The sequence below is a fragment of the Staphylococcus sp. 17KM0847 genome (assembly GCF_013463155.1).
Taxonomy (GTDB): Bacteria; Bacillota; Bacilli; order Staphylococcales; family Staphylococcaceae; genus Staphylococcus.
The window spans coordinates 519757-545443 of record NZ_CP040781.1 but is presented as its reverse complement, the minus strand read 5'-3'; the positions used below and the strand labels follow the sequence as shown (position 1 = coordinate 545443).

The 25687-nt window shown below is 34.5% G+C and carries 26 protein-coding genes, 2 tRNA genes, 1 pseudogene and 1 riboswitch; of the genes and pseudogenes, 7 read left to right on the top strand and 22 right to left on the bottom strand.

Features of this window, described 5'->3' with window-relative positions; translation table 11 throughout:
* Position 1: 1 nt before the first annotated feature.
* A complete protein-coding gene (locus FGL66_RS02625) occupies positions 2-187 on the bottom strand; it encodes a YkvS family protein (RefSeq protein ID WP_180810065.1) in 186 nt (61 codons plus the stop codon).
* A gap of 193 nt (positions 188-380) precedes the next feature.
* Between FGL66_RS02625 and lplA the strand changes: the two genes are divergently transcribed.
* Positions 381-1373, top strand: coding sequence for a lipoate--protein ligase (gene lplA / locus FGL66_RS02620; RefSeq protein WP_180810064.1), 993 nt, complete (start codon positions 381-383; stop codon positions 1371-1373).
* Positions 1374-1440: 67 nt separating this feature from the next.
* On the opposite strand, the gene FGL66_RS02615 is transcribed toward lplA, so the two are convergent.
* Positions 1441-1659 (bottom strand): IDEAL domain-containing protein, encoded by a 219-nt coding sequence (locus tag FGL66_RS02615; RefSeq protein ID WP_180810063.1) that lies wholly within the window; start codon positions 1657-1659, stop codon positions 1441-1443.
* 226 nt (positions 1660-1885) lie between these two features.
* Between FGL66_RS02615 and FGL66_RS02610 the strand changes: the two genes are divergently transcribed.
* The 3 genes from FGL66_RS02610 (at position 1886) to FGL66_RS02600 (ending at position 2919) form a co-directional block, all read left to right on the top strand.
* Positions 1886-2530 carry a competence protein ComK gene (locus tag FGL66_RS02610; RefSeq protein WP_180810062.1) on the top strand — a complete coding sequence of 215 codons (645 nt, stop codon included), beginning with the start codon at positions 1886-1888 and terminating at the stop codon, positions 2528-2530.
* Between the two features lie 224 nt (positions 2531-2754).
* Positions 2755-2829 (top strand) — tRNA-Asn (locus FGL66_RS02605).
* 1 nt (position 2830) lies between these two features.
* Positions 2831-2919 (top strand) — tRNA-Ser (locus tag FGL66_RS02600).
* Between the two features lie 111 nt (positions 2920-3030).
* Here FGL66_RS02600 and FGL66_RS02595 read toward each other — a convergent pair.
* The 6 genes and pseudogenes from FGL66_RS02595 to FGL66_RS02570 form a co-directional block, all read right to left on the bottom strand.
* The gene (locus FGL66_RS02595; protein WP_180810061.1) at positions 3031-3390 is read right to left on the bottom strand and encodes a hypothetical protein; all 360 of its coding nucleotides are present in this window, start codon (positions 3388-3390) and stop codon (positions 3031-3033) included.
* Positions 3374-3586, bottom strand: a complete 213-nt coding sequence (locus FGL66_RS02590; protein WP_180810060.1) for a hypothetical protein — start codon at positions 3584-3586, stop codon at positions 3374-3376. Before FGL66_RS02590 ends, FGL66_RS02595 begins: the two co-directional genes overlap by 17 nt.
* A 396-nt stretch (positions 3587-3982) precedes the next feature.
* A pseudogene (locus FGL66_RS09845) lies at positions 3983-4765 on the bottom strand (SH3 domain-containing protein).
* A 46-nt stretch (positions 4766-4811) separates the two neighbouring features.
* Positions 4812-4964, bottom strand: a complete 153-nt coding sequence (locus tag FGL66_RS02580) for a hypothetical protein (protein WP_180810059.1) — start codon at positions 4962-4964, stop codon at positions 4812-4814.
* A 197-nt stretch (positions 4965-5161) separates the two neighbouring features.
* A complete protein-coding gene (locus FGL66_RS09710) occupies positions 5162-5269 on the bottom strand; it encodes a putative holin-like toxin (RefSeq protein ID WP_258007299.1) in 108 nt (35 codons plus the stop codon).
* A gap of 253 nt (positions 5270-5522) precedes the next feature.
* Complete coding sequence (locus FGL66_RS02570) at positions 5523-7043, bottom strand: bifunctional metallophosphatase/5'-nucleotidase (RefSeq protein ID WP_180810058.1); 1521 nt, start codon at positions 7041-7043, stop codon at positions 5523-5525.
* 277 nt (positions 7044-7320) lie between these two features.
* On the opposite strand from FGL66_RS02570, the gene FGL66_RS02565 reads away from it, so the two are divergent.
* Positions 7321-8118: a D-alanyl-D-alanine carboxypeptidase family protein gene (locus FGL66_RS02565; RefSeq protein ID WP_180810057.1), complete on the top strand. Its 798-nt coding sequence runs from the start codon at positions 7321-7323 to the stop codon at positions 8116-8118.
* Between the two features lie 173 nt (positions 8119-8291).
* Here FGL66_RS02565 and FGL66_RS02560 read toward each other — a convergent pair whose 3' ends face one another.
* From FGL66_RS02560 to FGL66_RS02515, 11 genes are all read right to left on the bottom strand, one after another.
* Entirely contained in the window at positions 8292-9650 is a 1359-nt protein-coding gene (locus FGL66_RS02560; RefSeq protein WP_180810056.1) for a TrkH family potassium uptake protein, read from the bottom strand.
* Positions 9651-9669: 19 nt separating this feature from the next.
* Complete coding sequence (locus tag FGL66_RS02555) at positions 9670-11337, bottom strand: S1C family serine protease (RefSeq protein ID WP_180810055.1); 1668 nt, start codon at positions 11335-11337, stop codon at positions 9670-9672.
* A gap of 515 nt (positions 11338-11852) precedes the next feature.
* The gene (locus tag FGL66_RS02550) at positions 11853-12959 is read right to left on the bottom strand and encodes an MFS transporter (RefSeq protein ID WP_180810054.1); all 1107 of its coding nucleotides are present in this window, start codon (positions 12957-12959) and stop codon (positions 11853-11855) included.
* Positions 12952-13668: an ATP-grasp domain-containing protein gene (locus FGL66_RS09705; RefSeq protein WP_258007298.1), complete on the bottom strand. Its 717-nt coding sequence runs from the start codon at positions 13666-13668 to the stop codon at positions 12952-12954. Before FGL66_RS09705 ends, FGL66_RS02550 begins: the two co-directional genes overlap by 8 nt.
* Positions 13661-14206: an ATP-binding protein gene (locus tag FGL66_RS09700; RefSeq protein WP_258007297.1), complete on the bottom strand. Its 546-nt coding sequence runs from the start codon at positions 14204-14206 to the stop codon at positions 13661-13663. Before FGL66_RS09700 ends, FGL66_RS09705 begins: the two co-directional genes overlap by 8 nt.
* Positions 14207-14427: 221 nt before the next feature.
* On the bottom strand, positions 14428-14667 hold the full coding sequence (locus FGL66_RS09910) for a transposase (protein WP_374757676.1): 240 nt from the start codon (positions 14665-14667) through the stop codon (positions 14428-14430).
* A gap of 66 nt (positions 14668-14733) precedes the next feature.
* Complete coding sequence (locus FGL66_RS02535) at positions 14734-15108, bottom strand: transposase family protein (RefSeq protein WP_180810053.1); 375 nt, start codon at positions 15106-15108, stop codon at positions 14734-14736.
* Between the two features lie 226 nt (positions 15109-15334).
* On the bottom strand, positions 15335-16129 hold the full coding sequence (locus FGL66_RS02530; RefSeq protein ID WP_180810052.1) for a TerC family protein: 795 nt from the start codon (positions 16127-16129) through the stop codon (positions 15335-15337).
* A 102-nt stretch (positions 16130-16231) separates the two neighbouring features.
* Positions 16232-16339: riboswitch (yybP-ykoY riboswitch) on the bottom strand.
* Between the two features lie 106 nt (positions 16340-16445).
* The gene (locus FGL66_RS02525; protein ID WP_180810051.1) at positions 16446-18008 is read right to left on the bottom strand and encodes a peptide chain release factor 3; all 1563 of its coding nucleotides are present in this window, start codon (positions 18006-18008) and stop codon (positions 16446-16448) included.
* A gap of 18 nt (positions 18009-18026) precedes the next feature.
* Positions 18027-18266 carry a YueH family protein gene (locus tag FGL66_RS02520; protein ID WP_180810050.1) on the bottom strand — a complete coding sequence of 80 codons (240 nt, stop codon included), beginning with the start codon at positions 18264-18266 and terminating at the stop codon, positions 18027-18029.
* The gene (locus tag FGL66_RS02515; RefSeq protein WP_180810049.1) at positions 18256-19740 is read right to left on the bottom strand and encodes a UDP-N-acetylmuramoyl-L-alanyl-D-glutamate--L-lysine ligase; all 1485 of its coding nucleotides are present in this window, start codon (positions 19738-19740) and stop codon (positions 18256-18258) included. Before FGL66_RS02515 ends, FGL66_RS02520 begins: the two co-directional genes overlap by 11 nt.
* A 532-nt stretch (positions 19741-20272) precedes the next feature.
* Between FGL66_RS02515 and FGL66_RS02510 the strand changes: the two genes are divergently transcribed.
* Positions 20273-21448: a diglucosyl diacylglycerol synthase gene (locus FGL66_RS02510; protein WP_180810048.1), complete on the top strand. Its 1176-nt coding sequence runs from the start codon at positions 20273-20275 to the stop codon at positions 21446-21448.
* Positions 21426-22616 (top strand): lipoteichoic acid biosynthesis MFS flippase LtaA, encoded by a 1191-nt coding sequence (gene ltaA / locus FGL66_RS02505; RefSeq protein ID WP_180810454.1) that lies wholly within the window; start codon positions 21426-21428, stop codon positions 22614-22616. Before FGL66_RS02510 ends, ltaA begins: the two co-directional genes overlap by 23 nt.
* Before the next feature lie 34 nt (positions 22617-22650).
* Here the strand turns inward: ltaA and FGL66_RS02500 are convergent, their stop codons facing one another.
* The 3 genes from FGL66_RS02500 to FGL66_RS02490 all read right to left on the bottom strand — a co-directional run bounded on the left by FGL66_RS02500 (position 22651) and on the right by FGL66_RS02490 (position 25606).
* Entirely contained in the window at positions 22651-23163 is a 513-nt protein-coding gene (locus tag FGL66_RS02500) for a 2'-5' RNA ligase family protein (RefSeq protein ID WP_180810047.1), read from the bottom strand.
* Positions 23164-23216: 53 nt separating this feature from the next.
* The gene (locus tag FGL66_RS02495) at positions 23217-23951 is read right to left on the bottom strand and encodes an esterase family protein (protein WP_180810046.1); all 735 of its coding nucleotides are present in this window, start codon (positions 23949-23951) and stop codon (positions 23217-23219) included.
* Positions 23952-24022: 71 nt separating this feature from the next.
* Positions 24023-25606, bottom strand: a complete 1584-nt coding sequence (locus tag FGL66_RS02490; protein WP_180810045.1) for an alanine/glycine:cation symporter family protein — start codon at positions 25604-25606, stop codon at positions 24023-24025.
* Positions 25607-25687: the final 81 nt, after the last annotated feature.

Genomic DNA, 25687 nt, shown 5'->3' with positions numbered 1-25687 from the left:
CTTATCCTTTTTGTTCTACAATTTTGTAACGCTTGTGATTAATAACTGTTTTTTCTGGTAAGTCGAGTGTTGCAAAATTCTCCATAATCGTTAAATCTACAATAACCGAGTTATCATTGATTTTCTCGACCTTCCCTCTTAAACCATCGCGGAATTCTACGATATCTCCTACTTCTGCTATTGTCATCACATTCGCCCCCTTTAGTCATCAACTAGCCTATATTGTACTAAAATTTACATTCTAAATAAACAATTTGTATCATATTTTAGGATTTATCCATATTCTTATCATTATAAAGTTAAAATATTGGAAAAAAAGAACAAAATAGTGCATAACTGAAGTAAGGGCATATTCTAGGATATAAAGGAGAGAATGCAACATGAAATTCATTAGCAATAATAACAATACAGATCCAACACTCAATTTGGCAATGGAAGAATACGTGTTAAAAACAGTGCCAATGGATCATGATGAAAGCTACTTCTTGTTCTACGTCAATCGTCCTTCTATTATCGTTGGAAAAAATCAAAATACAATTGAAGAAGTACATCAAGCTTATATCGACGAACATCATATCGATGTCGTTCGCCGTATATCAGGGGGCGGTGCTGTATATCACGACTTTGGCAACCTCAACTTTAGTTTTATTACTAAAGATGACGGTAAAAGTTTCCACAACTTCAAAAAATTCACACAACCTATCGTCGATGCCCTAAATAAAATGGGTGTAGATGCAGAGATGACTGGACGCAACGATATTCAAGTGGGACAAGCAAAAATCTCAGGAAATGCTATGGTTAAAGTTAAAGATCGTATGTTTAGTCATGGTACACTCATGTTGAATAGTGAATTAGATGAAGTTCAAAATGCATTAAAAGTTAATCCTGCTAAAATTCAATCTAAAGGCGTAAAATCTGTGCGTAAGCGTGTTGCAAATATTACTGAATTTTTAGAAGCGCCTATTGATATCGATACATTTAAATCTATTATTCTAAAACAATTATTCGGTGATGAACAAGTAGAAACGTACACATTAACTGATGAAGATTGGCAAAATATTGAACAACTTGCTAATGACAAATACCGCACTTGGGATTGGAATTATGGTAAAAATCCAAAATATAACTTTGAAAGAGAGCATAAATTTGAAAAAGGATTTGTTCAAATTAAATTAGATGTTAAAAAAGGAACAATTCACCATGCTAAAATATTTGGTGACTTTTTTGGTGAAGGAGATATTACAGAATTAGAATCTGCTTTAGAGGGCGTCACACATCAAAGAGCTGCTATTGATAAAGCCTTGCATGACTATGACATTCATCATTACTTTGGTGCTATTCCACGTGACGAACTCATTGATTTAATGGTATAAAATAACAGGGCTATTCATCTTTATTTGAGTAGCCCTGTTTCAATGTAATTTGGAATGACTCGAGGAATTAACCAATGTTTTGCGCCTCCAATTGAATGTATTCATTTGTATGTGTCATAAATGCCTCTTTATTATTATTTTTTAACGCTTCATCAATCAGTCGTTCTAACTCAACCTTTCTATGGTGTTTAAGCGCTGCCTCAATAACAAGTTCTGCACCAAGACGATTAACAGCTTGCATAGGATTGACGGGTACATGTTGCTTTATATCTGTTTGATGTTTCATGATGTTGCCTCCTCCATATGATTGTTTATTGCTATTTGATATTAAACAGTATACCTAATAGAAGATTAAATTGCAATAAATTTTCTGAATTTTTTTAAGTTTAAGAAGAATAGAAATGCGGCGTGTATGATACGTTAATATGTAAACTTAATATTGACAACATTTAATATAGAATTATAATTAGTTTTATAAAAAGAGAAACACTATATTTGGAAGGATGATTCCTATGCACCAATATCCACGTGTTCAACATACTATTAATCAGCACATCATGCTCATCAAGCCAATTAACGGTCCAGAAGGCACGTATACGCGAACCGAAATCTTATATAGTAATGGCAAAAAAGTCATTAAAAATATGAGACCTGCCAGATTTATCGAATACGCTTGTCGCTATCGTCATAACACCTACCATCATATCAAAGCAGAAGTAAAGTTACTGACCGGTATTTCAAGTAAACCTCCTATTTTTATCCCCAATCCTCAAGCCGTCACTTTTTTCTCCACTCACTCAGATCGTATTCCACAAAATTGTTGGGTCAATGTTGACTATGTACAAAAGATCGAAGATAAAAAAGATGGAAAATCTAAAATTATTTTACATAGTGGTCATTGTTTAACAGTTGAAGTCTCTCAATACACACTTTTACATCAATATCAAAACGGTATTCAACTCGCTTATGCACTGATAAGACAAGATATTAAATCAGGTGAACTTGTCAAAAAGTACGATAAAACACAACACGATGAACTTGTGAGTGTTATTAGAGAGTTTGTATCTACCTTCAGAGAAATGAGACTCGCTCTAACCACTGATCATTGGCAATATAAACAAAAGATTGCTGAAGATCCTCCTTTTAAAAACTATTAGCCATCTCAAACAAACGATTCATTCTTATCCTTTATAAATAACACCTTATTCTGTTAATATCTTTTTCTACAAAACCATACTTATATATTAAATGCATTTAAACTTGTAACGTTAACAGAACATCTACCTAGATGGTGTAAATGTTCTGTTAACTTTTTTAACTTAACTCTTGATTTATCTGATGATATTGTTATAATAATATTTGTGTTCGGAAATTTTATTATTCCACAGTAGCTCAGTGGTAGAGCTATCGGCTGTTAACCGATCGGTCGTAGGTTCGAGTCCTACCTGTGGAGCCATGGAAACGTACTCAAGTTGGCTGAAGAGGCGCCCCTGCTAAGGGTGTAGGTCGCGAAAGCGGCGCGAGGGTTCAAATCCCTCCGTTTCCGTTTTTAAACCCCTTGAAACATTGATTTCAAGGGGTTTTGTTATTTTACGTGTCAAAAAAGTGTCAATTAAAAAATTTAACCCCTCCTACTTTTCAGGCTGGGTTTTTAGATTTATTCATTCTTCATACGTTCGACAATCTTTTCTCTTTCATCGAACAAGTCTTGGTTAAGTTGTATGAATTTTTGAAACCCATCTTCCAACTTAACAAAATGGTATTTATTTTCATTTATATAAGGAGTAAGTTTTTGGCTATCTGCGCCATGATGCTCAAAATTGAAAAGCTCGTCAACTTTGTTGCTTTCAATTATTGGTTCAGGAGTCTTACTTTTAGCAATAACCATTTCTTTGATGAAGTCGATATCATCGTCAATCGCCCACTTTTTCTCGTCCACAAGACTGTAAAGTGAGTATCTGTGACCTGAAACTTCTAAGTCATGCAGATAAGTATCGCCCTCAATCCTTACTCTCATCTTTTTCCAACTCCTTTTGGTAATTGTATAGTTTTTCAGCAGTATCTAAAGTTAGATCCTCTATTTTATTTTTGCCATTTCGTAATCGTCCAATCTTTGCTCTACTTACACGTGTTTCTTTTTCAATCTGATAAGATGTTATATCAGATTCTAATAAGAGTTGTAATGTTTTTTTTACATCATTGATACCGTTCATCTAAAACACCCACTTTCTTATCATTATTACAATTAGAGCTATCATAAACCATTCAATTAACCCTTTTACCATTTCTTGTCTTGTTGATTTTCGTACCTTTACCGTAATTTTCATATATTTGAAATGAGGAATATGTTATATTTATAGTGTAGAGGGGCTTTGCCCCTCTTGGGTCTAGTACTCAAAAGCGAATTCGATTTGAATTACTATCAGGTCAATTCTAATCGAGAACTTTACGCTTTTGGGTGCTTTTATTTTTATCCTCATTTCCCCTCACTTCCTAAATATATTATAGCATAATAGAAGACGTTCATCTACTATTTTCCCTTAACTTTTCTTCTAATTTTTTGCATAAAAAAATAGGGCGACCATTACAGCCACCCTTAATTTTTAAAACTATTTAATCGTTCCCCAAAGCTTACCTACATCACCAGTTTGAGCATTCCATGTGCGAACAGGCAAGTAGTATCGCTTACCGTTATAGTTATAACCAATCCACACGTGCCCATCTTGTTACATCAGTTCATCGTAATTTATAGACTGCCCTTTTTTAAACGTGTAGCCAAACGGACAACTTCTAAAAGGACCTTCTAAGCGAGCATAAATATCAGCATTTGCAGTAAATGTAAATTTCTCATCTTTCCACAACGTGCCATATTTGTTACGTTGCCATTGTCCTACCTTAGATGCTGTAGACTTAGCTTGTGGCGTCGTAGGCGTTTTACCAGCTTTAATCTGATTCAAATAATGTTGCACTTTATTCTCAAATTCTGCCCATGTACCAGTAGCGCGCATTTTATGTGGACAATCTTTACCACTAAACCAGTAATGCTGATACATACGATCAATACCCCAGCCGTATTGATGCAACACGTGTGCTGCATATAAAGCTGCATTGTCTTCCGCTTTTTTATAACGTTCTGACTTCGCACCACTGTATCCATTATCCATCGAGTAACAAATCTCGATACCAATGACAGTACGATTACCAGATGACAATCCGATTCCATCACCAGTATGGAAGGCATTACGATTGAACGGAATCGCTTGCACTACTTCTTTGTCATCCACAGCTACATGATAAGATACATAATTACTGTTACTATTCATATACGCTACTTCATTACGTGCTGATGCTGTATTGCCTGTATTATGAATAGCCAATTTCGTTGGTTGCATATAGTACGGGCATTTGAATGGATGTAAGTGTGCAGGTGTCCACATATTAACGATATTGTAACTCATAAACTTTTACCTCCTCATCAGCTTTTAAGCCAATAAATTCATCTTTCTCATGTTCTTCTGTTTTGATCGCATTAATTTGCTGCTCTGTTACTTCGCCGATCCCTTCAAACTTTTCACTTTCAGTTAATTTCATAATAAATGCCTCCAATATAAAACCGCCACCTAATTAAATAGATGACGGTTAAAGTTGATTATATCAATTCAGTATGTTACATTAAATATGAAAAGAGGCATGCGCTAACATGCCCCGACGAGCCCGTTCGAAAGACGGTGGCTTTTATTAAATGATATTAAACCATCTAATTACTCGCCAAAGTATATGTTAGATGGTTATTTTTTACGGTCTAATTTAACGATTGCGATGACTAAGCCGATTAAAGTAACGATAAAAGTAACGAAACCTATCATCAAACTTAGCGCATCTACAATAGACACCACAAAGGCTTCTCCTTTCTAAAGATTTCGGTAATGCCACCATAGGCACCACCTCCTTATACTCAGATAGCCACCATCTATCCAACTTGCTCATTCATCGTTCTATCACGTCTATTTTTCTATTTTAATCCTTTTTAAATCCCTTTTCGTTTTCTCATAGATGATATATCCTCTTTGATCATTGATCCTATTTAATAAATATCACACTCGCAGATTTCTTAATGAAATTATCGTATAGATGAGGACTTCTAAGATACTATTCAGCTTTTATATTAATTATTTTTACTGACTCATCTTCTATCGTTATAGGGTCTGACGTTTGTAACACTTGTGCCATCAATTCTGGCATAGATACCGTATAACTATGATGGATTGTAGGATGATTTAGATATTTTTGGTAATGGCGATAGCAATAATCTGTCATCGCTATACGATATGCATAATCTTCACGCAACGATAAATCGACCACTTTTTGGTGAGAGGGTTTAGACATATCAATTGTATAATTAAACCCCGACCAAAATAAGTATAACGTAGGATCTTGGGTGCTGTTTAATGATAAATTTCCTGCTTCTACCACCAACTGATCAGCTGTAATTTCGATAAGTTGTCTAATTTCCTTACCTGTTAACACTAATTCGATCGGTTTATCAGGGTGAGGATAAGCTTGATATAATGTTTGATTATCAATATATCCTGAAAGCCCTCCAAAATGAGGCAATGGTAAATGCACACATGTTATATCACACTCGGCAACACTTTTCATACTATTATGTAATAATTGAATAAAAGGATGTCTTTGTTGTTCCATTAATGCATGCCACGATGTAAAATGAGCTGCGATAGGCTTGATACTAACTTGCTGACATGCCCATTTGCGTAATGCTTTACGGTCATAATGAGTTAACGACAATAATCCTGTATGCTCTTCATACGACTTTAATTCTACAATTTTAGGTATAACCTCTAATAATTCATTCGTATTACGTCTCTTACGAAATGCAACATCAATATGTACTAACTTTTCTGCATTTTGACCTGCTTGTACACAGACTGTTCTACCATCATAATCAATTGTTGTTTCATATTGATGTCCCGTAATCATCAAATCTACAATGCCCGCTTCTTTCATAATCATTTCTGCTTGACTGGTATCTATCTTCCCTGCTATTTGATTTTCCTTCTCATCATCGCCATGATATAGCACTACTAAAAAATCTGGTTCTTCTACTTCATAAATATAACGAATCCAACGTTTAGCGTCAGTAGAAGCATGTTCCACTGCAATATCACGTTCCATCTCAATATATTCATTTCTCACCAAGACGTCAGAAGTTAAGCCCACTACCACAATTCGAACACCCTCATAGTCACGCACTAAATAAGGCGTTGAGAAATAAGGCTCTCTTGTGGTTGCATACGTGATGTTTGCCGACAACCACGGAAAACGTGCCAACGCAACAGAGCGATTAAGAAAATCCAAACCAAACTTGAATTCATTGGTGCTTATACCACTAGCGTCATAATCTAATGCATTCATCAATTTAATCATCGGGTGACGTTTATATGGTGCAACAATAGCATAATAAAAAGCACTCATACTCCCTGCCAAACTCCCACCATTATCTAATAACAGCGTATGTGCATATTGTTCACGTACGAATTCAATATACGTACCTGCACGATAAATATGAGATCTTTCATGCCCTTCGAGTATATGACTATGTATATCAGATGTTGCTAATATTTGAATACGCACCTCATCATTTTTGCGCATAACATTTTTCTCCTCACTTTGATAATCTCATCACTTTATCTTCATTTTAACATGGAGCTAAATCAAATAAAGCTAAGCTCTATCCCCTTTAAAAACCAATAACACATTTTTAGCGCTCCAAGTTGCATTTATTCTTCTTTATTTATATTAATTTATAATATAAATACAAGTAAATATTATCAAATGTTACAATGAATACTATAAACAAAAAATTTTTCGACATAATATATGCTCATTATTAATTAATCTATAAAATTTAACGCAAAGGAATGATATTATGATGCAACAATCCGTAATACCACAATTTGTAGAGAAAATGAATGAAAAGGCCAAAAGTATAGGCATGCATCATTCAACTTTTAAAAATCCATCTGGGCTAACTGCAAGAGGCCAACTATCCACAAGTTATGACTTATCTTTATTAACACTCCATGCAAGTTTTAATCATAATATAGTTAGAATTTGGAAGAAAAAACAATATTCTATAAAAATAAAAGGGGATAACAATAGAGAAATAAATATTAAAACAACAGTGAACGACAAAGTACAATACAAACATTATCGTATTTTAGGGGGAAAAACAGGTACTATTGGATTCATCAAAAATTTAAGTGTATTAGTTTATGATAATGAGCATATCTATATTGTTACACTATTGAAAGTAAAAGGTAATAGGTTCTATCAAGCTAAACAAATTATAGATCATATTACAAATCCTGAACATTCTAGTGTAATAGATGCACATACATATACTGTATTCAAATACCCTCTATATAACCCAATCTTATTTACTCAACTGATGCCCACAAGTCTTATTTCTAAAAATGAACACGCGAGAAACAACCCAGCCAGTATCACAAAATTATTAACTCTACTCGTTGCCTTTGATTATCCCATTGATTTAGAAGACAATATTAAAATTACTGACAAAGATATTGTAGAAGACAGCTTAAATGATATACGTTCTGGTGATATAATTAAACTAGATGATGCACTACATTTGATGTTATTATCTTCTTCTAATATATTAGCAAATGCTTTGAGTAGACACGTATTTGAAAATTACATGTTATAAATTATTCTGTAACTACATTTCTATATAAAGTAAGAAATATTTTTAGAAGCTCTTAAAGTTTAATTTTCAGTCAAACTCATATGATTTATAAAAAGCTATTGTAATATTAATATAAGTTTTACCGATAGTATGCTTATATTAAAGTTACAATAGCTTTTCGTTAGATTCATAGACTAACCAATTTGAATATGTTCTTTAGGATAATGATATTTCACTGCTTCTCGGTTACCACTAATCATAATAATAAATGAAATTAAACCTACACGTCCCACAAACATTAAAATCATGAGTACAACTTTAGATATACTTCCAAGTTCTGATGTAATCCCTGTTGATAATCCACATGTTCCAAATGCTGACATGATCTCAAAATAAATTTGGATAAAGTCTATACTTCCCGCTTCATTTATCATCATGATAAACGTACCCATAAATGTAAAAAAGACTGCAATAATAAATACTGCAAAAGAACGTTGAATATCTTGAACATGTATTTCTCTATTAAACACTTTAATTGCTGACTTCTCAGCATTGGGTTTATAGTTCAGTATAAATAATATAAGTATTGCAAATGTTGTTGTGCGAATACCACCACCAACAGAACTTGGTGATGATCCGATAAACATTAGACCGCCCATTAATAAATTTGTTGCGTCAGAAAACTGGGAAACATCAAAAGTTTGTAAACCTGCACTACGCGTAGTGACGGATTGAAAAAGGGCATAGAAAAAAGTTTTATGCCAAGTTTCCCCTCTGAATACACCATTCGTTTCTATCAATAAGATACCTAACGTCCCGATAACAAGAATAATTAAATATGTTGTCGTTGTAACTTTGGTAAAAAGTGAAAAGCGAAAGTTTGGAATTCTATTTTTAATATATGCTTTAATCTCTAATAATACTGGAAACCCAATGGAACCCAACACGATTAAGAACATAACAATTGTTTGTACAAAATAATCATTCGCATAAGGGATTAAAGAGTCACCTGTAATATCTAAACCACCATTTGTTGTTGCTGATATCGAGACGAAAACACCTTGCAAGATTGCCTCTTTTAAATCATGTAGATCGCGATAAAAATAAAATGCTAACAATATTGCACCTACCAATTCAATCGCTAAAATCGCACGTACAATGTCAATAATGAGTTTGACAGTACCACTCATAGAATCTTTATTATTATCTAACATGATTAGCTGACGTTCACGAATACCAATATGCTTGCCTAACACAACCCATAACAGTGTACCGATTGCCATGACACCAATACCACCAATATTTAGAATAAACAACAGTACAATATAGCCAAAAGCGGAATATGTTTCTGATATATTCACTGGTGTCAAGCCTGTCACACTTACACCTGATACAGCAACAAAAAGTGTATCGATTGGTGCTACTTTAACACCATGCTTATGCACACCCGGTAAATTCAATAATAAAAAAGCGGTAACAATTGCAAATAAGTAATACATCACAATACCTTGTTGTGGACTTGATCTTTTTAACAACTGCTTAACAATTGACATGATGACTCACTCCAACATCTTACAAATTGAACGAGATGACTTTCACCTCATCACCACGTAATACTTTTACTTTAATCGGTTTATCGGTATCGATATGATGGAACAATTGCTGGCGATAAACCAATTTATCTTTTACTTTTTTACCATCTAATTCTGTAATAACATCACCTTTTTTCAATCCTGAATCACCTACCGGACTATCTTGAGCGATGTTTTCCACAACAGTACCTTCTTTTACTTTTTTATCAATATTATATGTGTCACGTTCAGCTTGCGAAAGTGTCGCAACATCTTTTAAGTTCACACGCGTATTAGGATATTTAATTTCTCCATCTTTTTCTAATTTTTTAGCAGTTTTTATCGCATCATTAATTGGAATTGCAAAAGCCATCCCTTCAACATTCGGCATGCTGATTTTTAATGATGCTATACCGATCAACTGTCCATCTTTATTAACAACTGCACCTCCCGAATCACCTGGGTTAATGGGTGCATCAACTTGAAACGCCCGAATCAGCATATCATATTCACTATCTTTATCTATATCAATGGGAACATTACGCTCTAACCCTGAAACAATACCTTGACCAACTGTGTTCTGAAAATCTAAGCCTAATGGATTTCCAACAACCAAGACAGGTTCTCCTAATATTAAAGCTTCTGCATCTCCTTGTTTAAAAGGGACTAGCTTTCCCTTTTTAACCTTAGAAGCTTTCACTGTCAAAACGGCTAAATCTGACCACTTATCCTTACCGATAACTGTCCCTGTAACTGTCTTACCATTATCATATGTCAGCTCATGCTTTTCTTTATTTCCTACAACATGTGCATTCGTTAAAATGTAAAGCGTGTCGCCCACTTTTTTGTAGACGACACCTGACCCGCTTTCATTTTTTTCCTGTACTTGTTCAGTTGCATCTTGAACCGTCTCAGGTGTTACTTCTTGATTGTTTTCAACTGCAACAACAGATTTAATAGCTTCATTCGCATTTTTCATTGTTTGTGTGAAGGCTTGGTCTTTAGCTGCTGGGTGATGTGCTTCTTGCATCATATCTCTATTACCACCACCACTTTGATTCACATTATGAAAAATAGCCCATAGTAATAATAAAATCAGAACAGCGCCTAATACAATTAATATTTTTGCCCATTCACGTGTCACAAACTTCGTAATCTTTTCTGTCCAATCTTTTTTAAACGTATAATGATGTCTCTGATGAGATTGGGTTGTTTGATGTACTTGTTCTTGGGCATTATTTTTACTTTTTTCATATTTGACGGTTTGCTCTTTTTGAATATCACTTGCTTGCTGCTTATACAGCTCTTGTTGCACACGTGCCTGCTCTGTTGTCGGCTGCTCCTCAGACGTATGTTCTAACCCTTTGTTGTCACGAGGATCTCGTTCCTTATATTCTTTTGATACGCCTTTAGATAATTGCGAAGTAGCTGTTGGTTTAGAAGTTTTTTTATTTTCCTCATGCGTCAACTTTTCAATACGTGCTTTTCGTAAGTTATCTTTTACACGCTCTTCATTATTTTTAGCTTGTGCTTTTTCTTTTTCCGCCTTTAGTGCATCTGCTTCTTGTTGTGCTTTGATTCGCGCTTCTCGCTCTTCATTGCGAAAAAATTCACGACGCTTTCTTCCATACTTTCGTCGTGGAATCACATGCTTTTTATCTCGATCCATTGAACGCCCTCCTTGTGAATATCTTTCCTACTATTATGCCACATTCGTTCTTAAATTTCTGTAATATTTCCTTTATGATATCGAAAAATTATTTTTTGCTTGAATCTATTCCAAATAAAAAAAGGTTCTTCACCTTTTGTGGTGGGATGGCATATGCTGTCTCACCTTTTTTAGTATACAAAAAGCGCATATGTCTCTATAATTTTAAGTGACCAAACCCAAATTAAAGGAGACATAATGCGCCTATGCGTAATGATACATTAAAACGACTCAAAATAAAAGATAAAAATATACAAGCACAGCTGGATAAATAACTTTTATTTTTTAGTGTCTAATTGACACGGTAGTATTCATTTTTAATAGTTTGTACTTGTATAAGAAAGATATCATTTGAATCTATTTCACTGTAATCTATTGGCTCACTCATTCCATACAATTTACTGAATATCTCCTAGACATCGATATTAGTAGACGTAAAATAAGTAACACCATAATTATCTTTGTGTTTTTGAAGATTATTTATCACTTAAAGTACGCCCTTTCTTATACTGAATATTCAACAAAATTAATAAAACTATCAATAACAAAAATGATGGTAACCAAACCGTAGATATATTTAGTGTTCCGATATAAATACAGAATGCTAGTATGGGTAATCCTAGTGCATTTCCTAAAGAATATATTCTTTTTGTCGCTCCACTTGAATAGCTCATAACTACTAATTTTCTAAAAATTATTCTAGCACCACCAAAAGATATTCCGCACAAGAACATTACAATAAGTCTTACAAAAAAAGATCCTTCAAATAAAAACCACAAAATAGGTAACATAAAACTAAGGTACATCAATATACTATTGGTTCTCAATGATAAATATTTACTAAGAACTATCCCCACTAAAGCCATTCCTATACCTAATACACTATCTAAAAATGCTACTTCATAAATTCCACCTTTTTGATACGTTACATATATAGGTAGCATAAAGTTAATGGTTCCTAATATTGGCCACATGAGCATACTAATGAAATAATGTGATAATTTTATTGATTCTATTTTCATATTTGCTTTTGCAAATTCTTTTTGTAATGGCTTTAGACCATTTGTACAGAAAAAAAGTAGTAAATATAATAGGCTATATACGATAAAAATTGTTGTCAAGTTGATATATTTAACTATAAGAGTTACAAACAATGGACCAATCATTAAAGCTACTTGATTTACAGTCATAGATAAAGAGCTATATTTATTTATAAAAGCTTCACTTTGATTTTCTACCAGTTCAGCAAACCATAACTCAAAACTAGTTTCAAGAAGAAAAAATATTGTCCATAAAATAAAGTTACAAAGTATAAGTATCTTTGAATTTGTATATATCAATGAGATTGTCATTACTATTAAAAATATCGCAAAAAAAGAGTATTTACTCAAAAAACTCCCCGAAAGCTTTTTTAATTTGAAATTTATAATAAACGGCGTAAATATTGCTGGTACAAACGATAGTACTGTTGATATTGCTAAGTCGATAGCTGATTTTGGATTTGCTAACTCCCAATTAATTAATAATATCAATCCTCCACAAATAAACCGATAAATAGCAGTAATAATTAAATACCTATTCATTTATACTTTCCTTGTACCCAAAAATTTCTTTTGATAATTTAGCACTTTTTTCTATATGCTTATAATCTTTTTCTACTGATATTCCTGGAAAAGTAAATTGTACTATACCTTCTCTATGGCTCCAGTTTTCAGGATCCCCAACTTTATCACCTATTTTTTTGAAAATATTCACCCTTATTATCTCTGGATCCCCTGCTATATCAGGAAGTTTTATATCAACTATCTCTCCAACTGGCGCTTTCATAAATGCTATAGCCGACGTTTGGGTTGGAGTGAATTCATAATTATTGTTTTGAGTATTATCAATATACATAGAAATATGCAACATGTAAGGATTTATACCATATGAAGATTCAATTAAATCCATAATGGCATCTCCTCCAGGTCTTGCAGCTGCTTCTATAACATATAGCTCTTTGCCTTTCACCTTAATTTCAACATGTGCTACACCTCGATTAATGCCTAACGATTTGCAAGCATTTATTGCGAGATTAATAATACTCCTATCTCTATATCTGTGACTAGGTACGACATGTCCCATTTCTGTAAACCAAGGTTTAGGTGATAAGTATTTTTCGGTAACAGTTATAACCTTATAAAAACCTTTTCCACATAGTACTTCAACTGAAACTTCGTCGTCACTTTCAATAAATTCTTCAACTAAAAACTCATTTGAGCTTACTTTGAACGCATCAGCATACTTATCCATTATTTTTTTGAGATTTATTATAAGCGCTTAAAGCCTCTTCTTGATTATTTGCTAGATAAACTCCCCCACTTCCACCAAAATCTACAGGTTTAATAATTACTGGAAACGTAAATTCATTTAATAATTGTATTAATTGAGTTTCGTTGTAGAAGTTTCTAGACTTAGCAGTAGGGATCTTAGAAAATTCAAATAACTTTTTCATTTCTTTCTTATTTCTACAAGCTTCAATTACATCTTCATCTAAGTAAGGCAAATCATATTCTTTATTAAGTCTATTTGCTATTTTTAAAGTCCAATCATTTAATGGTATGACTGATTTAGGAGTATATCCTTTAGTTTTATAAAAATCAATTTGTTTCTTTAAATCATCATAATTTAAAGGATCTGCATTCAAACAAAAATCAAAGTAAGCATTATAGTTATACTTAGCATTTTTAATCGAAGTCCATATTTCAAAATTTCCTAACGACTTTCCACCAGCATACGATCTTTCCCTTAAAAATTGTTCTGCTCCTAATAATAATAAGTACGTTTTCAATTTATCCACCCCTATTAAAATAAATTCAACACATAAATTTTACCATATAAACGAACGAAGCTATATATAAAATAAAAAACGTCCGCCATCTAATACTGTGTTAAAAGTTATATCCTTTAATTTTCTGTGTTATAAGTAAAACTACGTTTTTCAAATAAAAAACTATTTTAAAGATCATTCTTCTGAATGTTTAGCTCATTATCTTATCTGTGTTATATCTTTTATTTGTTTATGAATTTACTGATTTTTTCATTAATGTAGAATTGAATGTAAGTTTCATACATATCAGCAGTAACTATTTTAATAGTCAATCGTTCCCGATGGTCAAAGCGATAAAAATAGACTTTGAGTTGATGAATACGTCTGTCTTCTAATATATCTATGATTTGATGGGTTTCATTATTGATAAAAAGAAAGCTCATAGCTGTAGAAACATGTTTGACACGCTTAAACTCATCTATTGATATATGTTAGGGTAAGTGTGATGATGGTTGAACTGTCAATGATTGTGCTGTTTGGTGAATGTATCATTTCACATTACTCGGAGACACACAACAATCCTTCGCAATATCAACTTCAGAATGCACTTGTGTCAGCTTGTCCTGAATGGCCAGCTTCACACGATTCGTAATAAAACAGTTCTCTTCCACAATATTTGTAGAAGCTGTAAAGGTGCTTTGACAGTACTGACACTTATACCGTTGTTTCGCTAGATTAAAGTAAACATAGGATTCTTGAGACTTTAACAACGTTAAACGAGATATACGCTTACCATGTTTATGAATGTGTCCCCCATTCTTATGTCCACATTTTTCACAACACCGAGGTGTATATGAAAGCGTACCATAAATGACTGTAGAGAGCTGCCCTCGTACTTCAACATCATCTTGAACATCTACCACTTGTATATATTGTCTTTTATTTTAAGTCGTTTTAATATATCATTACACATAGGCGCATTATGTCTCCTTTAATTTGGGTTTAGGCACCCAAAAATATAGAGACCTATGCGCTTTTTGTATACCAAAAAAGGTGAGACAGCACATGCCATCCCACCACAAAAGATGAAGAACCATAAAAAAACACACATACCTCCTCAAAAGTAAGTACGTGCATTTCTATCAATCACTAATGGCTTGCTTTTTTATTTTTTACAACAGATGTAAACCATCCAATCACTACGAGTCCAATCATAACTACCCAGAAAATAATTTGCCATGTTGCTGAATGTGGGAAGTCATGAGGGATTATACCAATATCATCATGTGCTAATACAAGAATAACAAGTTTGATACCAACCCATCCTACAATTGCAAAAGCAGCGCCTTCTAAACCGGGATATTTATTTAAAAACTCTACAAAGAATGTTGCTGCAAAACGCATCAATACGACACCAATTAAACCACCTGTAAGCATAACAGCAAACTGACCTGCATCCATACCCCCAAAATGTACACCAATTTTAGGTAATGTCACTGCAATTGCTAACGCTGCCAGCATTGAATCAATCGCAAAAGCAATATCTGCAAATTCAACTTTTGCTACTGTACTCCAAAATGTTTTAGGACTTACTTCTTTATGATAGTCCATATCCTCATCGTCTATATCTTTTGGTGTTTCTTGCTGTTTATCTTTATTCTCGAAGAAATGATAGAGATTTTTGGCAGACATAAATAATAAATATGCCGCACCAGCAGCTTGAATCCACCAGAAGTTCGCTAAGATACTAATCAAAAATAGCGCTATAAAGCGAAAAATGAAAGCACCTAGTAAACCATAAAACAATGCTTTTTTACGTTGTTTTGGTGGTAAATGACGTACCATTACAGCCATAACGATCGCATTATCTGCAGCTAGTAAGCCTTCTAAAAAAACAAGTACAATAACAACCCAACCATAAGATAACAATAAACTTGGATCCATGAATAGACCACTCCTTTTCTTTTAACAAGGTACATACTATGTTCCATATAATATGACAAAATTAAAGAGACCTATGCTAAATTAATAGCAAAGGTCTCACTTAGCATATATAGATATGCCCACTTTACCGGAAGATTTGCGCTTCGTAATGACGACAAAGTGTTATTAACAGTATAATTGTTAATCAAGTTACTCCCCTCTGACACATAGTCATAGGTATTTAATTGTGATTACAACATTATAACAGGTTCATCAAAGAAATAACAACTAAAGACGATTATATTTCTATATTACTTCATGTTGCCCTTAAAATACTTTATAACAAACTGTACAGCTTAATTTCTGGAAACTTCTCTTCGAACCAACGTGTTGCAAAGTCATTTTCAAAGAGGAAGACTTTATTCCCATAACGATCGTTTACTAATATCGAACGGCTTGAATTCATTTTGTCTTGAACGTCTTCTTCGTTTTCAATCCAACGTGCAATTTTTTTACCGACTGGCTCCATTACAACTTCCACATTGTACTCATTATTCATACGATGTTCAAACACCTCAAACTGCAACTGACCTACTGCCCCAAGAATAATTTGATTCGTATGTGGTGATTGATAATACTGTATAGCACCTTCTTGAACAAGTTGTTCTATCCCCTTATGAAAGTGCTTTTGTTTCATGACATTTTTAGCAGATACCTTCATAAAAATCTCTGGGGTAAACTGTGGCAATGCTTTAAAGTGAAACTTCTGATTGCCACCAACAAGTGTATCTCCAATTTGGAAATGACCTGTATCATACAATCCAATAATATCACCTGCAACTGCATGATTGACTGTTTCTTTATCATCTGCCATAAAGCTAGTTGAACGTGTGATTTTTGATTTTTTTCCTGTTCTCTGGAGTTTAACATCCATACCGCGTTCAAAAGCACCACTAACGACACGCATAAAAGCAATGCGGTCACGATGTCTTGGATCCATATTAGCTTGAATTTTAAAGATAAAACCAGAAAATTGTTCATCAAAAGGACTTACCTCAACATCTTCTTCTGTTTGACGTGAATGTGGCATCGGTGCATGATCTACATACGCATTCAAAAAGTTTTGAACACCAAAATTTGCAAGCGCAGAACCAAAGAAAACAGGTGTCAAATCTCCACGCATTAATGCCTCTTGATCGAATGCTTCCCCTGCTTCATCAACGAGCATTAACTCTTCAATTGCTTGTTCAAATGCACTATCATTTACAATAGTATGTGTCTCTTTTAATTCATAGTTCTCATCAATATGGAGCATATTATCTTCATCGCGAAACGGCTCAATCGTACGGTCATGACGATCAATAATACCAAAAAAGCTTTGTCCCATACCGACTGGCCAATTCATTGGATAGGTTTCAATACCTAGTGTTGATTCAATCTCATCGAGTAGTTCAAAAGGTTCCTTACCAACACGATCTAACTTATTAATAAAAGTAAAAATCGGAATCCCACGCATTTTACATACTTTAAATAATTTTAATGTTTGAGGTTCAATCCCTTTGGCACAATCGATAACCATGACAGCACTATCAACCGCCATTAATGTTCGATAGGTATCTTCTGAAAAGTCTTCGTGCCCCGGTGTATCTAAAATGTTAATTTTATAATCATCATAATCAAACTGCATGACAGAACTTGTCACAGAAATCCCACGTTCCTGTTCTACTTTCATCCAGTCACTTGTCGCAAACTTCCCTGTTTTTTTCCCTTTAACAGTACCTGCTTCACGAATGGCACCACTAAAATATAACAGTTTCTCTGTTAACGTTGTTTTCCCAGCATCTGGGTGTGAAATAATGGCAAAAGTTTTACGTGCTGTTACCTCTTCTTTTATACTCATCTTAAAACTCCTTCAATTTTATGTTTCTTGTACCCATTGCGTAATGCGTAAAGCAAGTATCTGCGCCTCTTCCTCATCTAATACATTGAAAAGATGTATCGCTAAATGGTCTGTTAATGCATCACCATATAAATCATCATTGATTTGAATAGACCAATACAAATCTGGCACTGCAACAACAAAAAAATCTTCTTTCTTATTGTCATATATAAATACTTTTGCTGAATATTGTTCGCTATGACTCTCTCTAATTTTCATTGGGACGCCCTCCAAACTTTTGATATGCTGCTTCTAAACCAATCAAATCATCACGGTGTGGTACTTTGACATGTCCTGGCATAATTTGGAAAGGCTCTCGTCCTTTTGAAGCAAGAATAACAGTATCTCCTGGCTCTGCTACATCAATTGCATGACGAATCCCTGCTGCACGATCAGTAAATTCAACATAATTATTATGTGTCATCCCTTTTGCAAGCTCTGCTGTTAACATCTTAGGATCATCATTAGCAGGATTGTCTGGTGTAAGAATCACATAATCTGCACGAGAAGCAACTCGCCCCATCTCTGGTGTTTTTGTTAAATCTCGTTCACCTGCCATACCAATTAAAAAGATAAGCTTTTGCTTAACAAAAGGTTGGACTGCATCAATTAACTTGGTCATCCCATCAGCCGTATGCGCATAATCAATAATTAAATCAATCGGTAATGAGGGGTCTAGCACTTCTAATCGCCCTTCAACCGGTTCTAAAGTTGATACCACTTGTGTAATTGATTCTAAAGAGGCACCTGTCACCCATACTCCAAGCATAGCTGCCATCAAGTTTGCAATATTAAACTCCCCAACATACGGAGATTGTACAGGGTATACGCCAAATGGTGTAGCAAAATCAAATGTCACACCTTGTAATGTCGCTTCAATATTCCTAGCTGTAAACTGTGCTTCTTTATTGATACCATATGTAATCACTTCATAAGGTGTTACCGTCTTTAAATAATCAGAAAATGGATCATCATGATTGACAACGGCATACTTTATTTTAGAAGTATCTTGACCCAGTTGGCTAAACAATAACGACTTTGCATGTCCATAAGCTTCCATCGTACCGTGGAAGTCTAAATGGTCTTGAGTTAAATTAGAAAAAATGGCAATGTCAAACGTCACACCACTTAAACGTCCTAAACTCAATCCATGCGATGATACTTCCAAAGTCATAGCCTCAGCACCTGCTTCAACAGCTTCATGCATTTTTTTAGTCAGTGTAACTGTTTCAGGGGTTGTATTTTCACCTTTTGTAATATGCTCGTTAATTTGAAAGCCATTTGTCCCTAAATATGCACTACCTCTATTTAACTTACGGAATATATGATGCATCATTGTTGCAATAGATGTTTTGCCATTTGTTCCTGTTACGCCAATTGTTGTTAGTTGTTGGCTTGGAAAATGATATAAACGATGTGCAATGTGGCTCGCTACACGTAATGTATCGGGTACGATAACTTGTGTGACATCACCATTTAACGTCATCTTGTGATTGACAACGACCAATTCACAACCTTGTTCTACCACATCTTGAACAAATCGATGACTGTCAACTGTGTATCCTTTTGATGCAACAAATATACTGCCTCGTCGTGCTGTACGAGAATCTGTCGTAATATCATCTATATCGCGATCGAGTGTTCCTAACACATTTTTTATTAATATATGTTTAAAAAGTTCCTGAGCATTCACGCATATCTCTCCTTTTTTATACACTCATTTATTATACACGTTTCATTCTAAATTTATATAAGATCACTATTATTTCTCTAATAAAACAATAGATAACCACCAGAAATAATACAGTTCATAATATCGTGCTATCTATTGTATCCCTCAATGCAATATATTAAGATAGTAGAATGATTAGAGTCATTAATCATAAACATGCATAACTTTAGTCATTTTCGTACGCTTTAGGCATACGATGTGAAATGACTTAAACGTATGAACGATTTTAAAATGACTGGCATCGATGAACATTGAAATGTATATTGACCATTAAGACTTTCATACCGATTTAAGTTCCATACAGATGCATTGATTAATGCGCATTTCTAACTTTATTTTGTTACAACTCAAACCATTATTTCTAAGATGATTTATCTTTTCACAAACTTTTTAAGATACTGTACACTATTAGTACATTAACATTTCAATCGTGCAAACTGTATGATTCATTAAGGCGTATTGACGTCTAAACTATACATGGAGGATCGCTCACATGAGTACTCAAAAGAAAAAAGTATTGATACTGACTGGTTCCTTTGGTAACGGACATCTACAAGTTACTAACAGTATCATAGAACGTCTAAACAATATGCAACTTGATAATGTGACAATCATTGAGCACGATTTGTTTTTAGAAGCACATCCTATTTTAACAACGCTCTGCAAAAAATGGTATATCAATAGTTTTAAGTATTTTCGCCGTACATACAAAGCCTTTTATTACAGTCGTCCTGAACAGCTGGATAAATGTTTTTATAAATATTATGGTCTGAATAAACTACTTAATTTATTACTCAAAGAAAAGCCAGATTTAATTTTATTAACTTTTCCAACACCTGTTATGTCTGTATTGACACAACAATTTAATATGAACATTCCTATTGCAACGGTTATGACCGATTATCGTATGCACAAAAATTGGATTACACCTAACTCAACACGTTATTATGTAGCGACCGATGACCTTAAATCTGAACTGGAAAACATCAGTATCCCAAGCCATCGTATAAAGGTAACTGGTATCCCAATATCGGAACAATTTGAAACACAAGTTAATCGTACACAATGGTTAGAACAACACCACCTTAATCCTGATGCACCAACACTTTTGATGTCTGCAGGTGCTTTCGGTGTTTCAAAGGGATTTGATCAAATGATTCAATCTTTAATCACACGTAATCCTCAAGTACAAGTTGTCATGATTTGTGGACGAAACAAAGAGTTAAAACGTCAACTTTCTATGACCTTCCAAAATGTATCCAACGTCTGCATACTCGGTTATACACAACATATGAATGAATGGATGGCTGCAAGTGAACTCATGATTACTAAGCCGGGCGGTATTACCATCTCAGAAGGTCTAACACGCAAAATACCAATGATCTTTTTAAATCCTGCACCCGGTCAAGAACTCGAAAATGCTTATTATTTTGAAAACAAAGGTTTCGGAAAAATTGCGCACACACCGCTAGAGGCCATTGAAATTGTAACGGATTTAACACAAAATCCTCAGAAACGTCATACTATGGTACAACAAATGATGTCAGCGCACATTCCTAATGCAACGCAAAAACTTTGTGATGACTTGATTGAATTATTATATGATACAGCACAATATGAGAATATTTATGGAAAGGTTCCTTTATATGCAAAACTACTCGTCAAATAAATATATGAAAAACTTTTATTTATTAATTGTTGTTCTGTTTCTTATGGAACTTGCAAGAGGCATGTATGTTTTAAGTTATTTACCATTATTACCAACAGCTACTTCAATTGCTGTTGGTATTACTTCAGCTGCTATTTCTATCCATTTTATTGCTGATGCTGTTTCTAATTTTTTTATAGGCTTCATCCTCAAACGTTGGGGTCCTAAAATTGTCTTAACACTCGGCTTTATACTTGCTTTGATCAGCCTATCCTTAGTTATTATTTTACCGACTTCACCAATAATATTGATTACGAGTGCGCTCATGCTTGGTATTGCTGTTTGCCCTATATGGGTAGTTACTTTAGCAAATGTCAATGAAAGTTCTCGTGGTAAGCAAATGGGCTTTGTCTACTTTGCTTGGCTGACAGGGCTACTTGTAGGCATGATCAGTATGAACCTTATTTTTAAAAATGATCCAATAGAATTCAACTTTCTAATGCCATTATTTGTTGCACTTGCCTTTATTTTCTACTTCTTTGTTAAAGTGCGACTCACAGACTATCAAACTAAAAATGTACGTCAACAATTACGACAAATTGTAAGTGTCTCTAAACGTCATCTTGTTCTATTTCCTGGCATTTTACTCCAAGGCATTGCAATCAGTGCATTAATCCCAGTTCTCCCCCAATATGCTGTTAATATTGTTGGGGTAACTACTGTTGAATATACTGGCGCAATTATTATTGGTGGCTTAGGGTGTACGATTTCTATGCTCGGTTTATCTAAAATTATAGATCATTATGCGCATCGCTTTATGTACAGTATGATTGTGATCGGTTTTCTTTGTTACGGTTGTGCTATTGTATCATTTACTTTCGTTACACAAATTGTTATCGTTTGGATTATCGCCTTTTTTATAGGGTTACTCTATGGCCTGCTGCTACCTGCTTGGAATACGTTTATGGCAGGATTTATCCATCCATCTGAACAAGAGGAAACTTGGGGCGTTTTTAATAGTATTCAAGGTTTGGGCGCAATGATTGGACCAATATTAGGTGGCCCACTTGCGCAAACTTTAGGCAGTCCTATCGTTACTTTTTATTTTGCAGCGCTACTCATTTTCTTTTTATCTGGTTTTTATGGCATTTATTTTCTTAAACAATTACAACATAAAAAAAGAACCTGAGATTGTATGAATGACATCTCAGATTCTTTTTTAATTATTTGCCTAATTGATATGTTTCGATTACTTTCCATTTATCTGCGTCTTCATCAAAATGTAACAACGTTAACTGATCAATCGTTTCTTCATGATCAACACCTGCTAAACGAACTTGACCATAGATATCTTCAAACTCTTGACTTGTTAAACCTTGTGCAATTGTAAAGTGTGGAATAAATGGATGTTCTGCAACACCATAAAAATCTTCACCATCGAAACGTTTAAACAAATCTTCGAGTGCATCTGTTTTTTCAACTTTAAAATAGATGACATGCGTTGTCGGTGCAAAATTTGATGCTTTCGTTGCGTGTACAACAACTGGTTCTGTACCTTCTAAACGCTTTTTGATTTCTGCTTTTACACTGCTAAGTGCTTCATCTTCTATTTCGAATTGACTTTTAATTGTGACATGAGGTTGAATTTTAATATATTGCTTATCATAACGCTTGCGATAAGCATTGACCTCATCTTGAAAACTTTTTGATGGAATGAGCGCTAATCCTAGAATCATTGAAATTCCTCCTTTGTTTATGTTTATTTCCATTATAGCAAAATTTCAGACTATTAGTTACCTAAAAAATATATTAACAAATCAGGTAACACTTGACGCCATGTTTTCCAGTTGTGTCCACCGTCTAATTCCTCATAATAATAATGAGCTGATGTTTCTTGAATTCGTGCAGACAATGTACGATTAGGTGTTAAAAAGTCGGCACGTTCGCCACTTGTTGGTAATTGAAAATCACGTTCTTCTTGACCAATGACATGCCAAATCGATAACTGCTCACGAAATTGACAACGTTGAAATAACGTTTCTACAACATCATCATAATAAGGACTCAATACACCGACTTGGCTCACAAGGCGTGGATACACTAAAGCTGTCATCAAAGCGATGCTCCCAGCCAAACTATCTCCAAGTAATATACGCCCTTCTGCCATATTATAAGTTGAAAATGTACGATCTATCCAAGGTAAGATTTCTTGTACAACTGCTTTAACGGTATTTGCAGATTGACTACCTTGTGGATGAAACTCTATACGACGCTTTGCTACACTTTCATAATGAAATCCCACAAAAATAGCTCGCTCTACTTCTGCTTGTTGACGCAATCTTTCATATACACGATGCAACTGTCCAAAGCGTAAAAAATCACGCCCATCAAAACAGAATACTACTTTTGCACGTGCTCGCTCTGAATAATCTTGAGGTAAATAAATAGAAAGTGTAATATCACGTTCTAAATACTCACTTGAAAACTGTGTCTCTGTAACAACACCGACTTTAAAATTCGACATATAAAAGCGCCTCCTCATACCAATTATGGCTATTGTATCAAGAGACGCCTCACACATTCATTTAAGATGCTTTATTTTTTATCAAATATGTCATAACCTTCTTCACGTAAACGCTTTGGATAATCTTCTAACCAAAATGTTGCATTAGGTAATTCTTCTGGATTAGGTCGATAAATCGCTGTTTTACCTGTACCATGTTGCTTTTTGTGCTTTTCAAAATCTTTAAGTGCCTTTAGCGCTGGCTTACATAGAATCCAAATGGCAATAATATTTAACCAAGCCATCATACCTACACCGAGATCCCCCATCGCCCAAGCCACATCTGCTGTTTTTACTGCACCATAGGCAGTTGCTGCAATGAGTACAACGCGAATAACATTACGCCAAAAGTGATTATGTCCCTGTGATAAACGATTCGTAATAAAGCTGACATTGGTTTCTGCAATATAGTAATATGCTAAAATTGTTGTAAAAGCAAAGAAGAATAACGCTATTGCAATGAAATATGAACCAAACCCTGAGAACATCGGATCAAAGTGGTAATTCGATCCTTGCAAAGCTTTATCAATCCCTGCTTGTGCATACATTGCCGTACCAGAGTAGTCTTTAGTACCATCAGCATTTTGGACGTAAACACCTGCATCATGGATCAAACGAGGACTCCCATCTGACGCTGTACCCCCATCTGTCGTATTATACGTCCCTGAAATTAAAATAATTAGCGCTGTTGCTGTACAAACAAATAGTGTATCTACATAAACAGAGAATGCTTGTACTAGCCCTTGCTTTGCAGGATGTGATACCTCTGCTGCTGCTGCTGCATGAGGTCCTGTTCCTTGACCTGCTTCATTAGAATATAAACCTCTTTTCACACCAATCTCAATCATTGCACCAATAATCCCACCAAAGGCTGCTTCCATGCCGAATGCTGATTTAAAGATAAGTGCAAATAACGCTGGAACTTGTTGAATATTTAAAAAGATAATAACGACTGCCATTAATATGTATAAGATAGCCATTACAGGTACGACAGCTGTTGCAACTGTTGCAATCCATTTTACGCCACCAAAAATAATAAGTGCTAAAATGATAACCAGTACTAATGCAATGACCCAAGACGGTAGTCCGAATGCATTATGCATAGAACTTGCAATTGCATTAGATTGTACACCCGGTAACAATAAACCTACTGATAGAATTGTTACCACAGCAAACAAGATACCGTATCCTTTACCGAACTTACCCCCAATACCTTGCTCGATAAAGTATGCCGGTCCTCCTCGATATTCACCATCTTCTTCTCTCTTGAAAATTTGTCCAAGTGCAGACTCAATAAATGCTGTACCTGCACCTAAAAATGCGGTCACCCACATCCAAAATACTGCACCGGGTCCTCCGATAAAAATCGCCGTTGAAACCCCTACAATATTACCTGTACCGACACGTCCTGCAAGTGACAGCGCAATCGCTTGAAAGCTTGAAATACCGGTTGGTGACTTTTCACCTTGAAACATTAAACGAATCATCTCTTTAAAATGCCTCAATTGTAAAAAGCGTGTCATCAGACTAAATGCAATACCTGTCAGTAACAATCCGAATACAAGCGGCTTACTCCAGACAATTGTATTCAACCATCCCACGATTGTTTCGACCATACACATACCCCCATTATTTTAAAAAACTAATTTCAAAAATTTTCTGATAAATATGAGATAAGTATACACATAAAATAAGCT